Genomic DNA, 22,903 nt, shown 5'->3' with positions numbered 1-22,903 from the left:
CCCAATCCTCACGTTCGGCTAGCCTGCGGTGGTTGTCGACCCAACGGCGCTGAGGTGTCGGCGTCCGCCAATCAACGGGAGCTTCAAGTGGCCTCTGCCGATGCGCCGGCGACCACGTTCGACGTAGACGTTTGCATTGTCGGTGGTTGCGGCCGGGTGGGCCTGCCCCTCGGCATCGCACTCGCGTCGCGCGGCCTGTCCGTCGTGCTGTACGACATCAACGCCGCCGCCGTCGACGTGGTCAACTCGGGCACGTTGCCGTTCGCCGAGGAAGGCGCCGCGCAGGTGCTGGCCGACGTGGTCGAGGCCGGCCGGCTGCGGGCCACCACCGAGCCGTCGAGCGTCGGGTCCGCCGAGAACCTGGTCGTCGTCGTGGGCACGCCGGTCGACGAGCACCTCAACCCCGACCTCGGCGCCGTGCCGCGGGCGCTGGACCGGTGCGCCGAATACCTGCGCGACGGCCAGCTCGTCGTCCTGCGCAGCACCGTCTACCCGGGCGTCACCGCGCTGACGGAGAAGTTGCTCGCCGGCAAGGGCATCGGGGTCGACGTCGCGTTCTGCCCCGAGCGGATCGCCGAGGGCAAGGCGATGACGGAGCTCTTCGAGCTGCCGCAGATCGTCTCCGCCCGCAACCCCACCGCGCTGGCCCGGGCCGAGGCGCTGTTCCGCAACCTGACCACGCAGATCGTGCACCTCGAGCCCGAAGAGGCCGAGCTGGCCAAGCTGTTCACGAACACCTGGCGCTACATCAAGTTCGCGACCGCCAACCAGTTCTGGATGATGGCCAACGACTTCGGCCTCGACTTCGCCCGGATCCGGCACGCGATCTCGTTCGACTACCCCCGCGCCGCCGACATCCCGATGCCCGGCTTCGCGGCGGGCCCGTGCCTGTTCAAGGACACGATGCAGCTGGCCGCGTTCAACCGGAACAACTTCGTGCTCGGCCACTCGGCCATGCTGATCAACGAGGGTTTGCCGCTCTACCTGGTCTCCCGGCTCGAGGAGCGGTTCGACCTGAGCGAGCTGACCGTGGGCATCCTGGGCATGGCGTTCAAGGGTGGCAGCGACGACCCCCGCGAGAGCCTGGCCTACAAGCTGCGCAAGATCCTGATGCTGAAGACCCGCGAGACGCTCTGCACCGACCCGTACGTGGTCGACGACCGGTTCACCCCGCTCGACGACGTGCTCAAGCGGGCCGACCTGCTGGTCATCGCCGCACCGCACGCGGACTACGCCAATTTGGACACCGACAAGCCGGTCGTCGACATGTGGGGCCTAACCGGGCAGGGCGTGCGGGTATGACCATTACCCCGCGGGTCTCGGTCGTCATTCCGGTCTACAACGAGGGCGAGAACATCGTCCGTTGTCTCGAGCGGATCCTGCGCGAGGTCCTGCTGCCGGCCGAGATCCTGGTCGTGCACGACATGCCCGAGGACACCACGGTGCCCTTCGCGGAGGAGATCGGCCGCAGCGACCCGCGGGTCCGGCCGGTGCTCAACACGTACGGGCGTGGTCCGGCCAACGCGATCCGGTTCGGCATCGCGGCCGCGCAGGCGCCGGTCGCCGTGGTGACCATGGCCGACGGCTGTGACGACCCCCGGCAGATCGACGACCTGGCGCGGCTGGTCGACCGCGGCGTGGTGGTCGCCGCGGCGTCCCGCTACATGCCGGGCGGCCAGCAGGTCGGTGGCCCGCGGTTCAAGCGGATGATGTCGAAGTGGGCGGGCCGGTCGCTGCACCTGTTCGCCCGGGCCGGCACCCGCGATGCCACCAACAGCTTCAAGGCGTACGACACGGAGTTCGTCCGTGAGGTCGGCATCGAGTCGCGGACCGGCTTCGAGATCGGCCTGGAGCTGACCGCCAAGGCGACCCGGCTGGGCCGGCCGGTGGCCGAGATCCCGACGATCTGGCTCGACCGCCAGCTCGGCGAGTCCCGGTTCGACCTCGGGCGTTTCATGCCCGGTTATCTGCGGTGGTATTTCTTCGCGTATGGTCCCCGGTTGACGCCCGAGCGGTTCGCCGCCGGCCGGCGAGCCGAAGTGCCGACGCAGCGCACCGCTGCCGAAGAGCACGGCGCCGCCGGTGCGGGCGACAAGCCGGCCGAATCGGCCAACGAATTTCAGAATGCCCGGTAGAGGAGACTGCGAGCAGTGGCAAAGGTTCTGGTAACCGGTTCGGCGGGGTTCATCGGCGGCTACGTGGTCGAGGAACTGCTCGGTCGCGGCCACGAGGTGGTCGGTCTCGACAACTTCTCCAAGTACGGACCGGTCTCGCGCAGCTACGACAACCACCCGAGCTACCACTTCGTCGAGGGCGACGCGCGTGACGTCGACCTGATGACCAAGCTGCTGAGCGACTGTGATCACCTGATCGCCGGCGCGGCGCTGATCGGTGGCATTTCCTACTTCCACGCCTACGCGTACGACCTGCTGGCGGCCAACGAGCGCATCATGGCGTCGACCTGCGACGCGGCCATCGCGGCCCACCGCGACGGCAAGCTCAAGAAGGTCGTCTACATGTCGTCGTCGATGGTGTTCGAGTCGACCGAGACCTGGCCGAGCAAGGAGGGCGACGAGCGCAAGGTGCCGCCGCCGCTCTCGTCCTACGGCTTCCAGAAGCTCGCGGTCGAGTACTACGCCAAGGCTGCCTGGGACCAGTACAAGCTGCCCTACACGATCGTCCGGCCGTTCAACTGCGTCGGCGTCGGCGAGGGTCGCGCGCTGGGCGAGGCCGAGGTGCTCTCGGGCAACGTCAAGCTGGCCATGTCGCACGTGGTCCCCGACCTCGTCCAGAAGATCGTCAAGGGCCAGGACCCGCTGCACATCCTCGGCTCCGGCGAGCAGGTCCGGCACTACACCTACGGTGGTGACCTGGCCCGGGGCATCGTCGTGGCGATGGAGCACGAGGCCGCGACCAACGACGACTTCAACCTCTCGACCGCCGAGTCGACCACGGTCCTCGACCTGGCGAAGGTGATCTGGCACAAGATCAAGGGCCCGGACGTGCCGTTCAGCGTCGTGTCGGACGACCCGTTCGAGTACGACGTGCAGAAGCGCGTGCCGGACGTCGAGAAGGCCCGCAAGGTGCTCGGCTTCGAGGCCACGACGAGCCTCGACACCATGCTCGACGAGGTCATCCCGTGGGTCACCCAGGCGGTCAAGGACGGCCGTCTCTGACACGTCGGTGTACTCCCTGACGGGAGGTTGGGCGGGCTAACCGGACAAACGGGTACGGTTTCTCCTGATGGTGGAGCAAACCGGCACGCTTACTGCCGTCGAGAACGGCTCTGAGAGCCCGGGTGCGTCGCCACGCACCCGGGCTCTTCTCGTGGACCGGGTGGCCCTGCTCGCCGTCGTGCTGTTCGCGCTGGTGGGCATCGGGACGCCGCTGCTCGGCCTGACCACCTTCGCCAACACCGACCTGCTGGTCAGCCACAGCCCGTACGCCGGCGCGGGCCTGTCGGTCCCCGTCACCAACGAGATCGCCAACGACGTGGTCGCGTCGGTGCTGCCCAGCACGTCGCTGTTCGCCGCGGAGCTGCGGGACGGCCGGCTGGCGGCGTGGAACCCGTACGTCGCGGGCGGCAGCACCCTGGGCGCGGTGCCGAACTTCGCCGTCCTCTCGCCGCTGACGCTGCCGTACTACGTCCTGCCGGCGCCGCTGGCGCCCGCGTTCGTCAAGCTGCTGGAGATCCTGGTCGCGGCCGGCGGCACCTACCTGTTCCTGCGCCGGCTGCGGCTCGGCCGCGCCGCGGCGTGGCTCGGCGGGCTGGCCTTCACCAGCAGCGCGTTCATGGTCGTGTGGACCAACTGGCCGCAGACCCGGGTCGCCGCGTTCATCCCGGCCGTGTTCTGGGCGGCCGAGCGGCTGGCCACCGAGCGCCGGGTACGCGACGGCGCGCTCCTGGCGACGGCCCTGGCATGCATGCTGTTCGGCGGCTTCCCCGCGGTCACCGGTTACACGGTGCTGACCGCGGGCGGCTACCTGCTGGTGCGGGCCTTCGCCCAGGGCCGCCCGCTCGGCCCGGTCCTCGGCGCCGCGGGCGCGCTGGCCGGGGCCGTCACGATCACCGCGATCCAGCTCCTTCCGTTCGCCGCCGCCATGCGGCACGCCAAGCTGAGCGGACGCGGCCAGACCGGCGCTGACCACCTCGACCCGGCGGCGCTGCTCACCTCGTGGGCGCCGTGGTCGCTCGGCCGGGTCAACGACTTCGCGCTGCGCCCGAACGCGGTCGAGGCGCTCTCCTACGTCGGCGCCGCCGGCCTGGTGCTGTTCCTCGTCGCGGTGGCGCTGCCGGCCCGGGCCCGCTCGTTCCTGCCGCGCGGCGTCTGGGCTTATCTCGTCGGCGCCACCGCCACCTGGCTGGTGCTGATCTACGCGGGCGGGCTGCCGCTGGAGCTCCTGCAGAAGCTGCCGCTGCTGTTCGCCGACAACTTCGTCGGCCGGGCCCGGAGCGTTCTCGGCTTCCTGGTCGCAGTGCTGGTCGCGGTGGGCTTCGAGCTCGCCCTGCGGCGCGCCAAGGGCCCGGTCGCCGTCGCGGGCCGGCAACGGTCGTGGGCCCTCGGCGTCGGCGCCGCCGGGCTGGTGTTCGTCGCCGCGACCCTGTTCGCGGGCTGGCGGGTGGTGGCGGCCCCGGACAGCGGCCTCGGGATGCGCGGTTTCGCCCTGCGCACCGCGGGCGGGCTGGCCATCATCGCCGTCACCGCCCTGGCCGTCCGCGTGCTGTGGCGCGCCGACCGGTTGACCGTCGCGGCGGCGGCCCTCGTGCCGTTGCTGATGGCCGGTCAAGCGCTGGCCACCGTCGACGCGTACTGGCCACGGGTCGACCGGGGCACCTGGTATCCGCAGACCGACGTGCACCGCTACCTGGCCGCCAACCTCGGGCACGAGCGGTTCGCCGCGGCCGACTACGGCATGTACCCGGGCGCCGACAGCGCGGCCAAACTCCGGTCGCTGACCGGTGAGGCGTTCTTCGACGGCCGGTTCGCCGAGACCGTGCAGGGGCTCCCGGGCGAGCAGTTCGGTGCCACGCTGCTGCGCGTGCCGGCCACTCACGAGATGGCCCGCAGCCCGATCCTCGACCGGCTGGCGGTGCGCTACTTCGTGACCCCGCCGAGCGCGGACGTCTTCGGCACCGAGCGGGTGGCCGGCGGTGACGGGTCGACGGTCGCACTCGAGCCGGGCCGGCCGGTGAGCGTGCCGCTCGCGACGAAGGGCCCGATCCGGGGCGTCGGCTTCATTTTCGCCGCCGCGCTCACCAGGCCGACCAGGATCGAGGTCAGCATCCGCGATGCCCGGGGTGCGGAGCTCACCAGGGCCGAAAGGTCGGTGCGGTGGCGAAAGATCGGGACCCCGACATACGTCCCGATCGCGGGCGAGGACATCCCGGCGGGTACGCCGCTGACCGCCGTCGTGGTCGTGGACCGGCCGGTCACCGTCGCCGGGGAGGGCAGCCGGCCCGCGATCTCGACGGTGACGCCGGCCGCCGACGGGCTCCGGATCGCGTACGCCGGCAACTCGACCGTCTGGGAGCGGACCACCGCGCTGCCGCGGATCCGCTGGGCCAGCCGGGTCCAGGTGGGTTCCGACCTCACGTCCCGGATGTCCGCGCTGAGCGGACGGCTGCCGGGTGACCAGGTGGTGCTCGACGCCGCACCGCCGACAGCGCCGGAGGGCAGACCGGCCACCGTCACCGTGACCGAGGACGGCACCGACGAGATCGCGGCCCGGGTCGACGCCCAGGGCGGGGGCTACCTGGTCGTCGCCGACGCGTTGCAGGGCACGTGGGGAGTCACCGTCGACGGCGCACCCGCCACTCTGGTCCCGGCCGACAACGGCCTGGTGGCGGTGGCGGTGCCGGCGGGCACTCACACGGTCCGGCTGGCGTACCGGATGCCGCTCCACAACGTCGGCGCGTGGCTCTCCGGTGCCGCGCTCGCCGCCCTGCTCGGTATCGGCGCCGGTGTCCTGATCCGCCGGCGTCGCACGTACGCGTGATTGGCCATACATCCGACTGCATGATCTTGCGGTTCGGCAACGCTTGCTGCTAGCGTTTTCTGCATAGACATGCGGAGGTGCACATGGGCATCCGGGTCGCGGTGGCCGGAGCGAGCGGGTACGCGGGCGGTGAGCTGGTCCGCCTGATCGCCGGGCACCCAGAGCTCGACCTCGTCGCCGCCACCGCGCACAGCCAGGCCGGCTCCCCCCTGTCGGCCGTACACCCGCAGCTCGCGGGTCTGGACCTGACGTTGTCGGCGACCGACCCGGCCGTGCTGGCCGATGCGGACCTAGTGTTCCTCGCCCTGCCGCACGGCCAGTCGGCCACGCTGGCGGCCCAGCTGCCCGAGTCGGTCAAGGTCGTCGACCTGGGCGCCGACCACCGGCTGACCGACGCCGCGGCGTGGGAGAGCTACTACGGCGGCCCCCACGCGGGTGCCTGGACCTACGGGCTGCCCGAGCTGCCCGGTCAGCGGGCCGCGATCGCCGCCGCGAACCGGGTCGCCAACACGGGCTGCTACGCCGCGACGATCACGCTGGCGCTCGCGCCGCTGGTCGCCGCCGGCGCGGTCGAGGCCGACGACGTCGTCGTGGTGGCCGCCTCCGGCACCAGCGGCGCCGGCCGCGCCGCCAAGGCGCATCTGCTGGCCACCGAGGTGATGGGCGACCTGTCCACCTACAAGACCGGTGCGCACCAGCACGTTCCGGAGATCAAGCAGGCCACCGGCGCCCGCTCGCTGTCGTTCACGCCGCTGCTCGCGCCGATGCCGCGTGGCATCCTGGCCACCGTCACGGCCCGGCCGACCGGCACCGCCGACGCCGCCGACGTGCTCGCCGCCGCGTACGCCGGTGAATCGTTCGTGAAAGTCCTGCCGACAGGCGTGTTCCCACGCACCGCGGCCACCCTCGGCTCCAACGCCTGCCACCTGCAGGCCACCGTCGACCGCGACTCGGGCCGGGTGATCGTGGTCAGCGCCCTCGACAACCTCGGCAAGGGCGCCGCCGGCCAGGCCGTGCAGTGCGCCAACCTGATGCTCGGCCTGCCGGAGACCACCGGCCTGTCCGCCCTCGGAGTCATGCCGTGACTGTTACAAGTCCCAAGGGTTTCCGGGCTTCCGGTGTGGCCGCGGGCCTCAAGAAGAGCGGCAACGACGATGTCGCTGTCGTCGTCAACGACGGTCCGGCGGCGGCCGTCGCCGGTGTGTTCACCGCCAACCGGGTCAAGGCCGCGCCGGTGCTCTGGTCCGAGCAGGTCGTGCGCGGGGGAGTGGTGCGCGCGGTCGTGCTCAACTCCGGCGGCGCCAACGCCTGCACCGGCACGCTCGGCTTCCAGGACACCCACGCCACCGCCGAGCACGTCGCGGCGGCCCTGGCGATCGGGGCGGGCGAGGTCGCGGTCTGCTCCACCGGCCTGATCGGCGAGCGGCTGCCGATGGACAAGCTGCTTCCGGGCGTCACCGCTGCCCTGGGCGCGCTCGCGGCCGACGGCGGCGACGCGGCGGCGCGGGCCATCATGACCACCGACACCAAGCCCAAGTCCACTGTGGTCGCGGGTGACGGCTGGACGGTCGGCGGCATGGCCAAGGGCGCCGGCATGCTGGCGCCCGGGCTGGCCACCATGCTGTGCGTGCTGACCACCGACGCGGTCGCCGACGCCCGGACGCTCGACGTGGCCCTGCGCGCGGCCACCCGGCTCACCTTCGACCGGGTCGACTCCGACGGCGCCATGTCCACCAACGACACCGTGCTGCTGCTGGCCAGCGGCGCGTCCGGGGTCGCGCCCACCACGCACGAGCTGACCGAGGCGGTCACCGCGGCCTGCCAGGACCTGTGCGAGCAGCTCGTCGACGACGCCGAGGGCGCGACCAAGAAGGTGGCGATCGAGGTGACCGGCGCCGCGTCCGACGACGACGCGGTCGAGGTCGGTCGGGCCGTCGCCCGCAACAACCTGGTCAAGACCGCGCTGTTCGGCAACGACCCCAACTGGGGCCGGATCCTGGCCGCGGTCGGCACGACGGCCGCCGCCTTCGAGCCCGACGAGCTCGACGTCGCGGTCAACGGGGTCTGGGTCTGCCGCTCCGGCGCGGCGGCCGAGGACCGCTCCAAAGTGGACCTCAGCGGGCGGGACGTGACCGTCAAGGTCGCGCTGCACGCCGGCTACGCCACCGCGACGATCTGGACCAACGACCTGTCACACGGCTACGTGCACGAGAACTCGGCGTACTCGACATGACCGCCTCCCTGTCCCGTGACCTCAGCGACGCCCAGGTCAAGGCGGCCACGCTGATCGAGGCGTTGCCGTGGCTGGCCCGGTTCCACGGCGCGACCGTCGTGGTCAAGTACGGCGGCAACGCCATGGTCGACCCGGAGCTCCAGCGGGCGTTCGCGGCCGACATGGTGTTCCTCCGCTACGCGGGCCTCAAGCCCGTCGTCGTGCACGGCGGCGGCCCGCAGATCTCCGCGATGCTCACCCGGCTCGGCATCGTCACCGAGTTCCGCGGCGGCCTGCGGGTCACCACGCCCGAGGCGATGGACGTCGTGCGGATGGTGCTGGTCGGCCAGGTCGGCCGCGAGCTGGTGGGGCTCATCAACGAGCACGGCCCGTACGCGGTCGGGCTCTCCGGTGAGGACGCCCGGCTGTTCACCGCCGTCCGCCGCCCGGCCTTCGTCGACGGCGAGGCGGTCGACGTGGGCCAGGTCGGCGACGTGGCCACGGTCGACACCTCGGCGGTCGACGACCTGATCGCCGCCGGTCGCATCCCGGTCATCTCCACCGTCGCGCCGGACGTCGACGGCGTGCTGCACAACCTCAACGCCGACACCGCCGCGTCCGCGCTGGCCATCGCGCTCGACGCGCGCAAGCTGGTCGTGCTGACCGACGTGCCCGGCCTCTACGCCGACTGGCCCGACACCGCCAGCCTGGTCTCCCAGATCACCGCCACCGACCTCGAAGCCCTGCTCCCGACGCTCGCCGCGGGCATGGTGCCGAAGATGGAGGCGTGCCTGCGCGCGGTGCGTGGCGGGGTGCCCGCCGCGCACGTGGTCGACGGTCGGGTCGCCCACTCCACGTTGCTCGAAGTGTTCACGTCGGAGGGTTTCGGAACCATGGTGGTGGACGCGTCATGACCCTGGTCGACCGCTGGCAGCGGTCCATGATGGACAACTACGGCACCCCGCCGCTGGCGCTGGTGCGCGGCAACGGCGCGGTGCTCACCGACGAGGCCGGCAAGTCCTATGTCGACATGCTCGGCGGCATCGCGGTCAACGCCCTCGGCCACGCCCACCCCGCGGTGGTCGAGGCCGTCAGCCGGCAGATCGGCACGCTCGGCCACGTCTCCAACCTCTACGTCGCCGAGCCGCCGGTCGCGCTGGCCGAGCTGCTGCTGGCGCTGGCCGGCCGGCCGGGCCGGGTGTTCTTCAGCAACTCCGGCGCGGAGGCCAACGAGGCGGCCTTCAAGCTCTCCCGGCTGACCGGCCGCACCCACGTGGTGGCCACGGTCGGCGGCTTCCACGGCCGCACGATGGGCGCGCTGGCGCTGACCGGGCAGCCGGCCAAGGTCGACCCGTTCCGTCCGCTGCCCGGCGAGGTCACCCACGTGCCCTACGGCGACGTCGCCGCGTTGGCCGGCGCCGTCACCGCCGAGACCGCCATGGTCATCCTGGAGCCGATCCAGGGCGAGAACGGCGTGGTCGTCCCGCCGCCCGGCTACCTGGCCGCGGCGCGCGAGCTGACCACGAAGCACGGCGCGCTGCTGGTGCTCGACGAGATCCAGACCGGCATCGGCCGCACCGGGCACTGGTTCGCGCACCAGGCCGACGGCGTCGAGCCCGACGTCATCACGCTGGCCAAGGGCCTCGGCGGCGGCCTGCCGATCGGTGCCTGCGTCGCGTTCGGCGCGGCCGGCGACCTGCTCGCACCGGGCCTGCACGGCACCACGTTCGGCGGCAACCCGGTCAGTTGTGCGGCCGCCCTCGCGGTGATCGGCACGATCGCCAACGAGGGCCTGCTCGACTCGGTCAAGCGGGTCGGCGAGCGGCTGCGCCGCGGCATCGAGGCGCTCGACCACCCCTTGGTCGGCGAGGTGCGGGGCGCGGGCCTGCTGCTGGGCATCGTGCTCACGAAGCCCGCGTCGAAGGAGGTGGCCGACGGCCTGCGCGACGCCGGCTTCCTGGTCAACCCCGTCCAGCCCGGCGTGATCCGGCTGGCACCACCCCTGATCCTGACCGCCGACCAGGCCGACGCGTTCGTCGCGGCCCTAGCCGAGGTGCTCCCATGACGTCCCCCCGGCATTTCCTCCGTGACGACGACCTGTCGCCGGCCGAGCAGTCGGCCGTCCTCGACCTCGCCGCCGCGATGAAGGCCGACCGCTTCAAGTACCGGGCCCTGGAGGGTCCGCGCTCGGTCGCCGTGCTGTTCGACAAGCAGAGCCTGCGGACCCGCGTGTCGTTCGCGGCCGGCATCGCGGAGCTCGGCGGCAACCCGATCGTCGTCGACAGCGGCGGCACCCACGCCGGCCGGGGCGAGACCGCGGCGGACACCGGCCGCGTGCTGTCCCGCTACGTCTCCGCGATCGTGGTGCGGACGTTCGCCGACAGCCACCTCGCCGAGCTCGCGTCCGGCGCGACCGTGCCGGTGGTCAACGCGCTCACCGACGGCTTCCACCCCTGCCAGCTGCTCGCCGACCTGCTGACCGTGCGCGAGCGGTGCGGCGGCACGCAGGGGCGGGTGCTGGCGTACCTGGGCGACACGGCCAACAACATGTCGCACTCGTACCTGCTGGCCGGTGCCACCGCCGGCATGCACGTGCGGGTCGCCGGCCCCGACGCGCACACGCCCGACCCGGCGGTGCTCGAGAAGGCCACCCTGATCGCGGCCAAGACCGGCGGTTCGGTGCGCACGATGACCGACCCGTACGTGGCCGTGCGCGGCGCCGACGTGGTGGCCACCGACACCTGGACCTCGATGGGCCAGGAGGAGGACGGCCTCGACCGGATGACGCCGTTCCTGCCGTACCGGATCGACTCCGACCTGGTCGCCGAGGCCGCGAAGCACGCGGTCGTGCTGCACTGCCTGCCCGCCCACCGGGGTGACGAGATCACCGACGAGGTGCTCGACGGCGTGCAGAGCGCGGTGCTCGACCAGGCCGAGAACCGGCTCCACGCCCAGAAGGCACTGCTGGCGTACCTGATCGAGGAGTCCGCGTGACTTCTCCCGTGACCCGCGCCGCGCGGCATGCCCGGATCGTCGACCTGATCCGCGCCAAGGCGATCCGGTCGCAGACCGAGCTCGCCGAGCTGCTCGCCGGCGACGGACTCGTCGTCACCCAGGCCACGCTCTCCCGCGACCTGGAGGAGCTGCGCGCGGTCAAGGTGCGCGGTGCCGACGGTCCGGCCGCGTACGTGATCCCGGAAGACGGCCTGCGCCCGCTGCGCGACGCCGAGGCCGCCTCGGCGAAGCTGATCCGGCTCCTGCGCGAGCTGCTGACGGGCGTCGACGCGAGCGGCAACATCGCCGTCCTGCGCACTCCGCCGGGCGCCGCGCAGTTCCTGGCCAGCGCGCTGGACCGGACCGGGCTGCCCGAGGTCGTCGGCACCATCGCCGGCGACGACACCATCCTCGTCGTGTCCCGCGATGCCATGGGTGGTGCGGCACTGGCCGACAAGCTATCCGGCTGGGCCGGAGAACCACTGGAAGGGAGCAACTGATGACCGAGCGCGTGGTCCTCGCATATTCCGGAGGTCTCGACACCTCCGTCGCCATTCCGTACCTCGCCGAGAAGACCGGTGCCGAGGTCATCGCGGTCGCGGTCGACGTCGGCCAGGGCGGCGAGGACATGAAGGTCATCCGCCAGCGGGCGATCGACTGCGGTGCGGTCGAGTCCGAGGTGGTCGACGCCCGCGACGAGTTCGCGGCCGGCTACTGCCTGCCGGCGATCCGCGCCAACGCGCTCTACATGGACCGCTACCCGCTGGTCTCGGCGCTGTCCCGGCCGCTGATCGTCAAGCACCTGGTCGCCGCGGCGCGCAAGCACGGCGGCACGATCGTGTCGCACGGCTGCACCGGCAAGGGCAACGACCAGGTCCGCTTCGAGGTCGGCCTCGGCGCGCTCGCACCGGACCTGAAGGTGGTCGCCCCGGCCCGCGACTTCGCCTGGACCCGGGACAAGGCGATCGCGTACGCCGAGGAGAAGGGCCTGCCGATCGACGTGTCGGCGAAGTCCCCGTACTCCATCGACCAGAACCTGTGGGGTCGCGCCGTCGAGACCGGCTTCCTCGAGGACATCTGGAACGGCCCGATCGAGGACGTGTACTCGTACACGGCGAACCCGGCCGAACCGCGCGACGCCGACGAGGTCGTGATCACCTTCGACGCCGGCGTGCCCGTCGCGATCGACGGCGAGACCGTGACGCCGTTCCAGGCCGTCGCCGAGCTCAACCGGCGCGCGGGTGCGCAGGGCATCGGCCGGCTCGACATGGTCGAGGACCGGCTGGTCGGCATCAAGAGCCGCGAGGTGTACGAGGCTCCGGGCGCGATCGCGTTGATCACCGCGCACCAGGAGCTGGAGGCCGTCACCGTCGAGCGCGACGTGGCGCGCTTCAAGAAGAGCGTCGACCAGCGCTGGGCCGAGCTCGCGTACGACGGCCTGTGGTTCTCGCCGCTCAAGGGCTCGCTCGACGCGTTCATCGACGACACCCAGAAGCACGTCAGCGGCGAGGTGCGGCTGACCCTGCACGGCGGCCGCGCGGTCGTCACCGGCCGGCGCTCGGAGTCCTCGCTGTACGACTTCGGCATGGCCACCTACGACACCGGCGACACCTTCGACCAGTCGCTGGCGAAGGGCTTCGTCCAACTCTGGGGCCTGCCGTCGCGCATGGCGGCTGCCCGGGACGCCCGGTTGGGTGGCCCGTCGGCGTGACCGACAGAATGGTGTCCGTGACCGATCAGTCTGTTTCGCGCACGAGCCTGTGGGGTGGCCGGTTCGCCGGCGGCCCCGCCGAGGCCCTCGCCCGCCTGTCGGTGAGCGTCCAGTTCGACTGGCGGCTCGCCCCCTACGACCTGGCGGCGTCGCGGGCGCACGCCCGGGTGCTCGCGCACGCGGGTCTGCTCGACGCGGAGGAGCTGGGCCAGATGCTGGCCGCGCTCGACGACCTGGAGGCCGCCTGCGCCTCCGGGGCGTTCCGGCCGACGGTCGACGACGAGGACGTGCACACCGCGCTGGAGCGCGGCCTGCTGGAGCGGCTCGGCACGCTCGGCGGCAAACTGCGCGCCGGCCGGTCCCGCAACGACCAGGTCGCCACGGACCTGCGGCTCTATCTGCGCGACCACGCCCGCGGGGTGGCGGCGCGGCTCGTGGAGCTGGCTGACGCCCTGGTCTCGCAGGCGGCGCAGCACGTCGAGACCCCGGCGCCCGGGATGACGCACGTGCAGCACGCCCAGCCGGTCAGCTTCGGCCACTGGCTGCTGGCGCACGTCCAGCCGCTGCTGCGTGACCTCGACCGGCTGCGCGACTGGGACAAGCGCACGGCGATCTCGCCGCTCGGCTCGGGCGCGCTGGCCGGCTCGTCGCTGCCGCTGGACCCGGTGGTGGTGGCCAAGGAGCTCGGCTTCACCACGTCGGCGGCCAACTCGATGGACGCCGTCGCCGACCGCGACTTCGCCGCCGAGTTCCTGTTCGTCACCGCGCTGGCCGGCGTGCACCTGTCCCGGCTCGGCGAGGAGGTCGTGATGTGGACCTCGCAGGAGTTCGGCTGGGTCGAGCTCGACGACGCGTTCGCCACCGGCTCGTCGATCATGCCGCAGAAGAAGAACGCGGACATCGCCGAGCTGGCCCGGGGCAAGTCCGGCCGGCTCGTCGGCGGCCTCGTCGCGGTGCTGACCATGCTCAAGGGCCTGCCGCTGACGTACGACCGCGACATGCAGGAGGACAAGGAGCCGGTCTTCGACGCGGTCGACACGCTGGAGCTGCTGCTGCCGGCGCTGGCCGGGATGATCTCGACGATGACGGTACGGACGGACCGGCTCGCCGCCGCCGCACCGGTCGGCTTCACGCTGGCCACCGAGGTCGCCGACTGGCTGGTCCGCAAGCACGTGCCGTTCCGCGACGCGCACGAGATCACCGGCAAGCTGGTGTCGCTGTGCGAGGCCCGCGACTGCGCGCTCGACGAGCTCTCCGACGACGACCTGCGCGGGGTCAGCCCGTTGCTGACGCCCGACGTGCGGCAGGTGCTGACGGTCGAGTCGGCGCTCGCGTCGCGCACGACGCCGGGCTCGACGGGCCCGGGCCCGGTCGCCGACCAGCTCGCGTCGGTGCAGGACAAGCTGGAGAGCTGGCGGGAGTGGACGGCGCAACGCGTCGTCCCGCGCTGATCGCGTGGTGAAGGATCTGCGGGAGGTGCTGGCCGGCGGCGGCGTGCGGGCCGCGCGCGAGCTGCTCGGCTGCCACCTGACCGCCGGCGGTGTCACGGTCCGGCTGACCGAGGTCGAGGCCTACGCGGGCACGGGGGAGGACCCCGCGTCGCACGCGCACCGGGGTCGCACCAATCGCAACGCGGTGATGTTCGGGCCGGCCGGGTTCTCGTACGTGTACTTCACCTACGGCATGCACTGGTGCATGAACGTCGTCACCGGCCCGCCCGGGCTGGCCAACGCGGTGCTGCTGCGGGCGGGCGAGGTGGTGTCCGGCCTGGACGCCGCCCGCGCCCGCCGCACTGCGGTCCGCAAGGACGTCGACCTGGCCCGCGGACCCGCCCGGCTGTGCTCCGCGCTGGGCATCGACCGCGCGGCGTACGGGCTGGACCTGTTCGACCCCGCCAGCCCGGTGCGGCTGGCGCGGGGGCCGTCGCGGGTGCCGGCCGCCGCGATCGTGGCCGGCCCGCGCGTCGGCGTGACCGGGGCGCACGACCTGGAATGGCGGTTCTGGATCGCCGACGACCCGACGGTCAGCACGTACCGGCGGCACGTGCCGCGCAAACGCGGCGAATAACGCACCTCGACCGCCTATCCTGGACGGACATCCACGAAGGTCTTGCTTTCGATCCGTCTGGGCATGAAGATTTCCTTCAATGTGACAGACCTGATGACGGAAATCTTCACGGAGGTACGCGCGCATGGTGGCTCGCAGACTCGGTGCGGCGGTGGGCGCCGCGACGTTGACCCTCTCGTTGCTGGCCGTCGTCGCACCCGCGCCGGCCTCGGCCTCCGGGGCCACGGGCGCCGCCACGTGCGTCACCAACCCGGCCGCGCCCAAGCGGCAGTTCCGGGCCATGTGGATCTCGTCGGTGGTCAACATCGACTGGCCGACCAAGGCGTCGCAGACCGCGCCCGACCGGATCGCCGCGCAGCAGGCCGAATACCTCGGCTGGCTCGACCTGGCCCAGCGGCTCCACCACAACGCGGTCGTCGTGCAGGTCCGGCCGACCGCCGACGCGTTCTGGCCGTCGCCGCACGAGCCGTGGTCGGAGTTCCTCACCGGTGTGCGGGGCCAGGACCCGGGCTGGGACCCGCTGGCGTTCCTGATCGACGAGGCGCACAAGCGCGACCTCGAGTTCCACGCCTGGATGAACCCGTACCGCGTGTCGATGCCCGATGGTGCCGGTGTCGACATCAACAAGCTCGCGCCCGACCACCCGGTGCGCCAGCACCCCGACTGGGTGGTGCCGTACCCGATCAACGCGGCCGGCGCCCGGCTCTACTACAACCCCGGCATCCCCGAGGTGCGGGCGTTCGTGCAGACGGCGATGCTCGACGCGGTGGCGCGCTACGACATCGACGGCGTGCACTTCGACGACTACTTCTACCCGTACCCGGCGGCCAACCAGGACTTCGCCGACGACGCGACGTTCGCCGCGTACAACCGGGGCTTCGCCTCGAAGGCCGACTGGCGGCGCGACAACATCAACCTGCTGGTCCAGGAGTTCGGCACGGCGGTCAAGGCGGTCAAACCGTGGGTGAAGTTCGGCATCAGCCCGTTCGGCATCTGGCGCAACAAGACGGCTGATCCGCTGGGCTCCGACACGGCGGGCTCGCAGTCGTACGACATCATCTCCGCCGACACCCGCAAGTGGGTCAAGGAGGAGTGGATCGACTACATCGTGCCGCAGATCTACTGGAGCATCGGGTTCACGGTGGCCGACTACGCGAAGCTGATCCCGTGGTGGTCCGACGTGGTCAGTGGGACGAAGGTCCAGCTCTACATCGGCGAGGCCGACTACAAGATCGCGGCCAACGCCGACACCAACTGGAACGACCCGCGCGAGATGACCGACCACCTCGCGTTCGCCCGTGACTACAACGTGTCCGGGCACGTGCACTTCAGCGCGGTGCAGGTGCGGGCCAACAAGCTCGGGGCGACCGACATCTACGCGGCGGAGCACTACGCGCACCCGGCGCTGGTGCCGACCATGACCCACCTGCCGGCCAAGCCGCTGCTGTTCCCGGTCGTCACGTCGGCGAGCCGCGACGCCGCGGGGGCGGTCACCCTGCGCTGGCGGCAGCCGGCCAACGGGATCGGGCCGTTCGGCAAGGCCACGTCGTACGCGGTCTACCGCTTCGACGGCGTCCGGATCCCGACGGGCTGCGACCGCGCGGACGCGGACCACCTGCTCGGCACCGTACGCGGCACAGAGTCCTATGTGGATGCGACAGCGCAGCCGGGCCACCGCTACACGTACGTGGTGACGGCGCTGGACCGCCTGTGGAACGAAAGCCCGGGCCTACCGATGCCGGTGTTCTGAGCTTTGTGTCGCTGACCGCCCCGCGCCCGTCTGGCGTCGGGGCGGTCAGTGCGTGTGGTCGGCGAAGGTGCTGATCATCTCGGTCATCCAGGGCGTCTGCTCGACCGGGTCGGGGCCGATCACGCGCATCGAGGCGAGCACCGTGAGCAGCATGCCCTTGGCGATGAAGTCGGCGGCCTCCTCGGCTGACGCGCCCGTCAGGTCGCGCACCAGCGTGAAGATGTCGCCGTAGCAGGTGCGGGCCGTGCGGCCGATCTCCTCGTCGGCGTTCGCCGCGGCGAAGCCGTGCAGCAGAACCGGCAGCAGGTAGCGCTGGGCCAGCAAGCGGTCGAAGCCGTCGGCCAGGTCGCCGAGCTGGGCGCCCTGTGCCGGCGCGGCGTCCCGGAAGACCTGCTGGATCCGGTCGCTGACGTGGGTGATCACGGTGATGAACAGGGCGTGCTTCGAGCCGAAGAGGCGGATCACGTACGGCTGTGAGACCCCGGCCAGCCGGGCGACGTCGTCGGTGGTGGTGCCCGCGTAGCCGCCCTTGGCGAAGGCGGTGATCGCCGCGTCGACCAGCTGCTCGCTGCGCTCGGCGGCGGTGAGCCGGGTGCGTGTCACGGTGCTCTCCTCCTTATTGCTGTTGACAGGTTATCAGTCGATAACTACTTTCGAAGTTATCAGTCGATAACAACAAGGGGGGACCGCCATGACCACAACCGCCACACCCGTGGCCGCCGCGCCGGGGGCCCGGCCCAGATCCCGGTCGCTGGCCTGGGTCCTGGTCGCGGTCGGCGTGCCGATGTTCATGGTCACGCTGGACAACCTGGTCGTGACCACGGCGCTGCCAGTGATCAAGACCGAGATCGGGGCCTCGCTGAGCGACCTGTCCTGGTTCGTCAACGCGTACACGCTGCCGTTCGCCGCCCTGCTGCTCACCGCCGCCGCGATCGGCGACCGGGTCGGCCGGCGCCGGCTCTTCGTCCTCGGCATCGCCGTCTTCACGCTGGCGTCCGCAGCGTGCGCGCTGGCCACGGAGCCGTGGATGCTCACCGCCGCCCGCGCGGTGCAGGGCGTCGGCGGCGCGATGGTCATGCCGCTGTCGCTGACGTTGCTGGCGGCGGCCGTACCCGAGCGCATGCGCAACGCCGCGATCGGCATCTGGGGCGGGATCAGCGGCCTCGGCGTGGCGGTCGGCCCGGTGGTCGGCGGCGCCGTCGCCGAAGGCCTGCACTGGACCTGGATCTTCTGGCTCAACGTGCCGGTCGGTGTGCTGGCCATCGTGCTGGTGCGGCTGGTGCTGACCGAGTCGCACGGCAGCGCCAAGCGACTCGACCCGCTCGGCCTGGTGCTGGTCTCGGTCGGCATGTTCGGCCTGATCTGGGGCGTGGTGCACGGCTCGGACGACGGCTGGACGTCGCTGTCGGTGCTCGGCACGCTGGCCGCCGGTCTCCTGCTGCTGGTGGCGTTCGTGGCCTGGGAGCGGCGGGCGCCGGAGCCGATGCTGCCGCTGCGGCTGTTCCGCTCGCGGGCGTTCTCGGCCGTCAACGTGGTGGCGTTCCTGTTCTCCCTCGGCGTGTTCGGCTCGGTCTTCCTGCTGGCCCAGTTCTTCCAGGTGGTGCAGGGCCTCGGCCCGTTCGGCTCGGGGTTGCGCACGCTGCCCTGGACCGCGGCCCCGATGGTGGTCGCCCCGATCGCGGGCCTGTTGGTCGGCCGGGTGGGCAGCCGGGTGCTGATCGTGCTGGGCCAGGTGCTGCTGGCGCTCGGCCTGCTCTGGATCGCGCTGTCGTCGACGGTCGACGTCGGTTTCGGCTCGCTGGTGCCCGCGTTCGTACTCGCCGGCATCGGTATGGGTCTGACCTTCGCCCCGCTGAGCACGGTGGCGCTGGGCAGCGTCGACGCCGGCTCGCAGGGCGTGGCCTCGGGAACGCTCAACATGGTCCGTGAGTTCGGCGTCGCGGTCGGCGTTGCCGCGCTGGCCTCGGTCTTCGCGAGCCAAGGCAGTTACAGCAGTGGTACGTCCTACGTGGACGGCCTGGTCCCCGCGGTGCTGGTCGGCGCGGCGGTGGTCGGTGCGGCCGCGGTCGCGGGTCTGCTGCTCCCCGGCCGCCGGTATTTGACGACACCTAATAGCTCTCACTAGTATGTCTCGCATGACACCTGTCGAGGGCGGCGAACGGCACACGCAACTGCTGCGCGGCGCCCTCGACATGTGCATGCTGGCGCTCCTGGCCAAGGAGCCCGCGCACGGCTACGAGCTCGTCCGCCGCCTCGACGAGGCGGGCCTGGACGCGGGCGGCTACGGCACGGTCTACCCGCTGCTGACCCGCATGCGCCGACTGGGCCTGGTCGAAGACGAGACGCAGGAGAGCCCGAGCGGTCCGCGGCGCAAGGTCTACAAGGTCACCCCGGCCGGCCACCACCGGCTGGGTGCCTGGCGGCAGCAGTGGCAACGCTTCGTCACCACCGTCGACGCGACCCTCGCAGACACCTCCGGAGGCGGCCTTGAATGAGTCCCAGCAATGGTCGATAGACCAGACGGTCCGCTCGGCCGAACGCCAGTGGCGCCGGCAGCACGTCCGGCCGGCTGACCTGGCCCGGCTGAGCCGCGACCTGCGCGACGACCTGACCGCGGCAGCGGACGAGGGCGTCGCGGCGGCCGACCTGGTCGGCCCGGACGTCCGCGGCTTCGCACGCCGCCTGGCCGACGAGGCCGGCGTGGAGCGGGTGCCGTACGCGTACGACCGCCTGCTGCTCACCGCGCTGCCGGGCCTGGCGTTCGCCTACGCACTCCTCTACGGCTACATCGCGGGCCCGACGGCGCCACCGTCGGACGAGCCGTCGCTGGCCGCGGTGATCGCGACGTACGCGGTGCTGGCCGCGCTGGTCCTCGCCACGTCGCTGGTCACGGTCTGGTTCCGCCTCCGCCACCTACCGGCGATGCCCCACACGGTGCTGGCGATGGCGTTGCTTCTGCCACTGGCCGGCGCGCTCGCCACCCCGGTGACGGTGGCGTTCGCGGCCACGGTCAACTACAGCAACGCCCTGCCTGTCCTGGCCATCGAATGCGCCCTGATGGGCGCCGCCCTCGCCGGCGCGATCGTCCTGGCCCGCCGCTGGGCACTGCGTGGTTGGGCCTCGATCCCCGCGCCCCACCTCTCAGCCACCCAGGCCTGATCGCGGCGGGGACCGGGGCAGCGCCCCGGAAACCAACGCAGCCAACGCGGCCGAGACCAGTCGATCCCCGACCAAGGTTTGACCAGAACCAACGTCGGACCTGGCAAGCGAAGCGGTCCCCGGCGGGAGCATCGGTCCGGACCACCGCGTACCCGGGACAAGGTCATAAGTGACTCGTGGGACAGCGTGGATTCTCAATCGGACTTGGCCGGATTTCGCCCTGCCGATGCTCAGGTGACGCCGGTACCGTGTGCTGAGCGGTCCGGGCCGGCCGGACACCTGCCGTGAGGACGACATCACCGTGAGCAACCGCGTCGCCGAGACCAAGAATGAGCGGCGTGCCGCTGCCAAGGCCGCACGTCTGGCTGCCGAGGCGCGGGCGGCGAAGGCCAAGAAGCGCCGCCAGCAGTGGGCGATCGCGCTTGCCGGTCTCGCTGTTGTCGCGATCGTCGTGGCGATCGTGCTGTTCGTGCGGGGTGGCGACGACAAGCCGACCACGCCGCAGGCCGGTGCCAGCGCGACGGCGTCCGCGCCCGCGCAGTCCCAGGCCGGTGGGATTCCGGCCGACGTCGACCCCGCGCTCAAGACCAAGCCTGAGGTCAAGGCCGGCGAGGGTACGGTCACGACGCTCAAGGTGACGCCGATCATCGAGGGCAAGGGGCCCGCCGCGCAGAACGGGCAGACGGTGACCGTCAACTACGTGGGTGTCACCTACGCCGACGGCAAGGAGTTCGACGCGTCCTGGAACTCCGGGCAGCCGTTCCCCGTGCAGCTCGGCTCCGGCAGCGTCATCCAGGGCTGGGACAAGGGCCTGCTCGGCGTCAAGCAGGGCAGCCGGGTGCAGCTCGACATCCCGGCGGCGATGGCGTACGGGGAGAAGCCGCCGGCCGGCTACCCCGCGGGCGCGCTGCGGTTCGTCGTCGACGTGCTCTCCGTGCAGTAAACCGGGTGTGAGCACCGGCCACGGGTGCGAGACAATCCAAGCGTGAGCGAATTCATCGACGACCTGCTGTGGCGGGGCCTGCTGCAGGACTCCACCGACCTCGACGACCTGCGCAAGCATCTGGACTCGGGGCAGGTGACGTTCTATGTCGGTTTCGACCCGACGGCGCCGAGCCTGCATCTCGGTCACCTGATGCAGGTGCTCACCGCGCGCCGGTTGCAGCTCGCCGGGCACCGGCCGCTGCTCCTCGTCGGCGGGGCCACCGGGCAGATCGGTGACCCCCGGGAGAGCAGCGAGCGCACGCTGAACCCCGTCGACGTGATCGCCGGGTGGGTCGACAAGATCCGGGAGCAGGTGCGGCCGTTCGTCACCTACGAGGGTGACAACGCGGCCACGCTGGTCAACAACCTCGACTGGACCGGGCCGATGTCGGCCATCGACTTCCTGCGCGACGTGGGCAAGCACTTCCCCGTCAACCGGATGCTGGCCCGCGAGGTGGTCAAGGCGCGCCTGGAGTCGGGGATCAGCTTCACCGAGTTCGCGTACCAGCTGCTCCAGTCCAACGACTTCTACGAGCTGCACGTGCGGCACGGCTGCACGCTGCAGTTCGGGGGCTCCGACCAGTGGGGCAACATCACGGCCGGGGTCGACTACATCCGCCGGCGGGGTGGTGGGTCGGTGCACGCGTTCGTGACGCCGCTGATCACCAAGGCCGACGGCACCAAGTTCGGCAAGAGCGAGGGCGGGTCGATCTGGCTCGACGCCGGGATGACCAGCCCGTACGCCTTCTACCAGTTCTGGCTCAACACCGATGACCGGGACATCACGTCCTACCTGCGCTACTTCAGCTTCCGGTCGCACGCCGAGCTCGAGGAGCTCGAACGGGCGACAGCGGAGCGGCCGGGAGCGCGGGAGGGGCAACGGGCCCTGGCCGCGGAGCTGACCACGCTGGTGCACGGTGAGGCGGAGACCGCCCAGGTGTTGGCGGCGAGCCAGGCGCTGTTCGGGCGGGGTTCGCTGGCCGAGCTCGCCCCCGCGACGCTGCGTTCGGCTCTGGCGGAGGCGGGTCTCGTGGAGATCCAGGGTGAATTGCCGACGGTTGCCGCCCTCTTCCGGGACACCGGCCTGGTGGGCAGTCTCAACGAGGCACGGCGGGCGATCACCGAGGGCGGTGCGTACGTCAACAACGAGCGAGTGTCCGATGTAGAGGCCACGGTGCCCGCGGATGCCTTGCTGCACGGGCGTTTCCTGGTGCTGCGGCGTGGAAAGCGCACGTTCGCGGGCGTCGAGCGGGTCTCCTGAGCCGCTCTTTTGATCATGTGACGCGGGACGCAGTCCCCCGATTTGACGATCAATCCGGGGGCTGCGTATCTTTCTTTCTGCACGGCGGGAGCAACACGGAACGATCCGGACAACGGGTCGATTTGGTGAGGCGAAACCGACGGGGTAAGGTTTGCGAGTCGGTAGGGCACCGGGCGCGACGCGGCGAGAGCAGCGAGCGGACGGCCTACCAAATCCCTTGAAGCGAGAGTTCGGCAGGTTGACTGCTGCGCGCCCGCGGACGGGGAACCCGCCCAAGGCATGACAAACCGGGAAACACCGGGTTGACAACGCCAAACGGACCGGGTAACGTAGTAAAAGTGCCCAGCGCGGAAGCGCCGGACACGGGAGCTAAAACAAAGCCCTAGGATACGGGCTCGGAAACGAGCCAGTCTCTTGGTGTGTGTTTGTTCTTTGAGAACTCAACAGGGTGTTTGATAAGCCAGTGCCAATTGTGTTTGATTTTGGCATCCGTTAATTATGGTTGCCAGGTCGCTTTTTAACAAAGGTTTTTGTTGGAGAGTTTGATCCTGGCTCAGGACGAACGCTGGCGGCGTGCTTAACACATGCAAGTCGAGCGGAAAGGCCCTTCGGGGTACTCGAGCGGCGAACGGGTGAGTAACACGTGAGTAACCTGCCCTGGACTTTGGGATAACCCTCGGAAACGGGGGCTAATACCGGATACCTCCTTCTGGCCGCATGGTTGGTTGGGGAAAGTTTTTCGGTCTGGGATGGGCTCGCGGCCTATCA

The 22,903-nt window shown here is 71.1% G+C and carries 19 protein-coding genes, 1 rRNA gene and 1 pseudogene; 20 read left to right on the top strand and 1 reads right to left on the bottom strand.

Features of this window, described 5'->3' with window-relative positions:
* Positions 1-87 precede the first annotated feature (87 nt).
* The 14 genes and pseudogenes from CHC05_RS39785 to CHC05_RS39720 all read left to right on the top strand — a co-directional run bounded on the left by CHC05_RS39785 (position 88) and on the right by CHC05_RS39720 (position 16,731).
* Entirely contained in the window at positions 88-1,302 is a 1,215-nt protein-coding gene (locus CHC05_RS39785; protein WP_179266590.1) for a nucleotide sugar dehydrogenase, read from the top strand.
* A complete protein-coding gene (locus CHC05_RS39780; protein ID WP_089255961.1) occupies positions 1,299-2,135 on the top strand; it encodes a glycosyltransferase family 2 protein in 837 nt (278 codons plus the stop codon). The genes CHC05_RS39785 and CHC05_RS39780 overlap by 4 nt, the downstream gene beginning before the upstream one ends.
* Before the next feature lie 15 nt (positions 2,136-2,150).
* A complete protein-coding gene (locus CHC05_RS39775; RefSeq protein ID WP_089255959.1) occupies positions 2,151-3,176 on the top strand; it encodes an NAD-dependent epimerase/dehydratase family protein in 1,026 nt (341 codons plus the stop codon).
* Positions 3,177-3,243: 67 nt separating this feature from the next.
* Positions 3,244-5,997 (top strand): YfhO family protein, encoded by a 2,754-nt coding sequence (locus CHC05_RS39770; RefSeq protein ID WP_144022987.1) that lies wholly within the window; start codon positions 3,244-3,246, stop codon positions 5,995-5,997.
* 83 nt (positions 5,998-6,080) lie between these two features.
* On the top strand, positions 6,081-7,082 hold the full coding sequence (gene argC / locus CHC05_RS39765) for an N-acetyl-gamma-glutamyl-phosphate reductase (protein ID WP_089255955.1): 1,002 nt from the start codon (positions 6,081-6,083) through the stop codon (positions 7,080-7,082).
* Positions 7,079-8,230, top strand: coding sequence for a bifunctional glutamate N-acetyltransferase/amino-acid acetyltransferase ArgJ (gene argJ, locus CHC05_RS39760; protein WP_089255953.1), 1,152 nt, complete (start codon positions 7,079-7,081; stop codon positions 8,228-8,230). The genes argC and argJ overlap by 4 nt, the downstream gene beginning before the upstream one ends.
* Complete coding sequence (gene argB / locus CHC05_RS39755) at positions 8,227-9,123, top strand: acetylglutamate kinase (protein ID WP_089255951.1); 897 nt, start codon at positions 8,227-8,229, stop codon at positions 9,121-9,123. The genes argJ and argB overlap by 4 nt, the downstream gene beginning before the upstream one ends.
* A pseudogene (locus CHC05_RS39750) lies at positions 9,120-10,355 on the top strand (acetylornithine transaminase). Before argB ends, CHC05_RS39750 begins: the two are co-directional and overlap by 4 nt.
* On the top strand, positions 10,307-11,203 hold the full coding sequence (gene argF, locus CHC05_RS39745; protein ID WP_342745735.1) for an ornithine carbamoyltransferase: 897 nt from the start codon (positions 10,307-10,309) through the stop codon (positions 11,201-11,203). The pseudogene CHC05_RS39750 and the gene argF overlap by 49 nt, the downstream one beginning before the upstream one ends.
* The gene (locus CHC05_RS39740; protein ID WP_089255945.1) at positions 11,200-11,703 is read left to right on the top strand and encodes an arginine repressor; all 504 of its coding nucleotides are present in this window, start codon (positions 11,200-11,202) and stop codon (positions 11,701-11,703) included. The genes argF and CHC05_RS39740 overlap by 4 nt, the downstream gene beginning before the upstream one ends.
* Complete coding sequence (locus CHC05_RS39735) at positions 11,703-12,914, top strand: argininosuccinate synthase (protein ID WP_089255943.1); 1,212 nt, start codon at positions 11,703-11,705, stop codon at positions 12,912-12,914. The genes CHC05_RS39740 and CHC05_RS39735 overlap by 1 nt, the downstream gene beginning before the upstream one ends.
* A gap of 17 nt (positions 12,915-12,931) precedes the next feature.
* Positions 12,932-14,365 carry an argininosuccinate lyase gene (argH, locus tag CHC05_RS39730; RefSeq protein ID WP_245871474.1) on the top strand — a complete coding sequence of 478 codons (1,434 nt, stop codon included), beginning with the start codon at positions 12,932-12,934 and terminating at the stop codon, positions 14,363-14,365.
* Between the two features lie 7 nt (positions 14,366-14,372).
* Positions 14,373-14,981, top strand: coding sequence for a DNA-3-methyladenine glycosylase (locus tag CHC05_RS39725; protein WP_425426927.1), 609 nt, complete (start codon positions 14,373-14,375; stop codon positions 14,979-14,981).
* Positions 14,982-15,105: 124 nt separating this feature from the next.
* Complete coding sequence (locus tag CHC05_RS39720) at positions 15,106-16,731, top strand: glycoside hydrolase family 10-like protein (RefSeq protein ID WP_089255937.1); 1,626 nt, start codon at positions 15,106-15,108, stop codon at positions 16,729-16,731.
* Positions 16,732-16,776: 45 nt separating this feature from the next.
* Here CHC05_RS39720 and CHC05_RS39715 read toward each other — a convergent pair whose 3' ends face one another.
* Positions 16,777-17,334 carry a TetR/AcrR family transcriptional regulator gene (locus CHC05_RS39715; RefSeq protein WP_089255935.1) on the bottom strand — a complete coding sequence of 186 codons (558 nt, stop codon included), beginning with the start codon at positions 17,332-17,334 and terminating at the stop codon, positions 16,777-16,779.
* 88 nt (positions 17,335-17,422) lie between these two features.
* Here CHC05_RS39715 and CHC05_RS39710 point away from each other — a divergent pair, with 88 nt between their 5' ends.
* The 6 genes from CHC05_RS39710 to CHC05_RS39685 all read left to right on the top strand — a co-directional run.
* Positions 17,423-18,856: an MFS transporter gene (locus tag CHC05_RS39710; protein ID WP_089255933.1), complete on the top strand. Its 1,434-nt coding sequence runs from the start codon at positions 17,423-17,425 to the stop codon at positions 18,854-18,856.
* Positions 18,857-18,866: 10 nt separating this feature from the next.
* Positions 18,867-19,226, top strand: coding sequence for a PadR family transcriptional regulator (locus CHC05_RS39705; RefSeq protein ID WP_089255931.1), 360 nt, complete (start codon positions 18,867-18,869; stop codon positions 19,224-19,226).
* Positions 19,219-19,890, top strand: a complete 672-nt coding sequence (locus CHC05_RS39700) for a hypothetical protein (RefSeq protein ID WP_089255929.1) — start codon at positions 19,219-19,221, stop codon at positions 19,888-19,890. The genes CHC05_RS39705 and CHC05_RS39700 overlap by 8 nt, the downstream gene beginning before the upstream one ends.
* A 301-nt stretch (positions 19,891-20,191) precedes the next feature.
* Positions 20,192-20,833 carry an FKBP-type peptidyl-prolyl cis-trans isomerase gene (locus CHC05_RS39695; protein ID WP_089256001.1) on the top strand — a complete coding sequence of 214 codons (642 nt, stop codon included), beginning with the start codon at positions 20,192-20,194 and terminating at the stop codon, positions 20,831-20,833.
* A gap of 42 nt (positions 20,834-20,875) precedes the next feature.
* Positions 20,876-22,135, top strand: a complete 1,260-nt coding sequence (gene tyrS / locus CHC05_RS39690) for a tyrosine--tRNA ligase (protein ID WP_089255927.1) — start codon at positions 20,876-20,878, stop codon at positions 22,133-22,135.
* Between the two features lie 530 nt (positions 22,136-22,665).
* Positions 22,666-22,903 (top strand): 16S ribosomal RNA (locus CHC05_RS39685); the annotation flags it as partial.

Origin of the sequence: Asanoa hainanensis, assembly GCF_900188485.1 — a bacterium.
GTDB classification, from domain to species: Bacteria; Actinomycetota; Actinomycetes; order Mycobacteriales; family Micromonosporaceae; genus Asanoa; species Asanoa hainanensis.
This window is presented reverse-complemented; position numbering and strand designations above follow the sequence as displayed.